Origin of the sequence: Carboxydocella sp. JDF658, from assembly GCF_002049395.1 — a bacterium.
Lineage (GTDB): Bacteria > Bacillota.
In genome coordinates this window covers 1-303 of record NZ_BDLR01000172.1, presented here as the reverse complement: position 1 = coordinate 303, position 303 = coordinate 1, and the positions used below count along the sequence as shown (strand labels likewise).

1 pseudogene is annotated in these 303 nt (G+C 44.9%); it reads left to right on the top strand.

The annotated features are described in order from the left end of the window. Nucleotides 1–58: 58 nt before the first annotated feature. Nucleotides 59–303 (top strand): annotated as a pseudogene (locus tag JDF658_RS13225) (DDE transposase); the annotation flags it as partial.

Here is a 303-nt window from a genome sequence, read left to right as displayed (position 1 = left end):
CTGTGATAAAATTGAAGTTGAAAAGACAAACAATCCTACCCAGGGAGGGATGCCTGTTATGGCTATTATACCACAAATTAAGCTATTTGAGTGGACAGAAATACAAACAATTGGAGATTTAGTTCGTTTACGGCTTGTTCTGGATTACATGCCAGACGAAGAATTGATGAGGACCCTTGAGAGAAGCCGGGGTAAAGGGCGAAACGATTATCCGGTTCGGGCAATATGGAATTCCATACTAGCGGGTATTGTGTTCCAGCATGAGAGTGTGGAGAAGTTACGGCGGGAACTGGCCCGCAATGG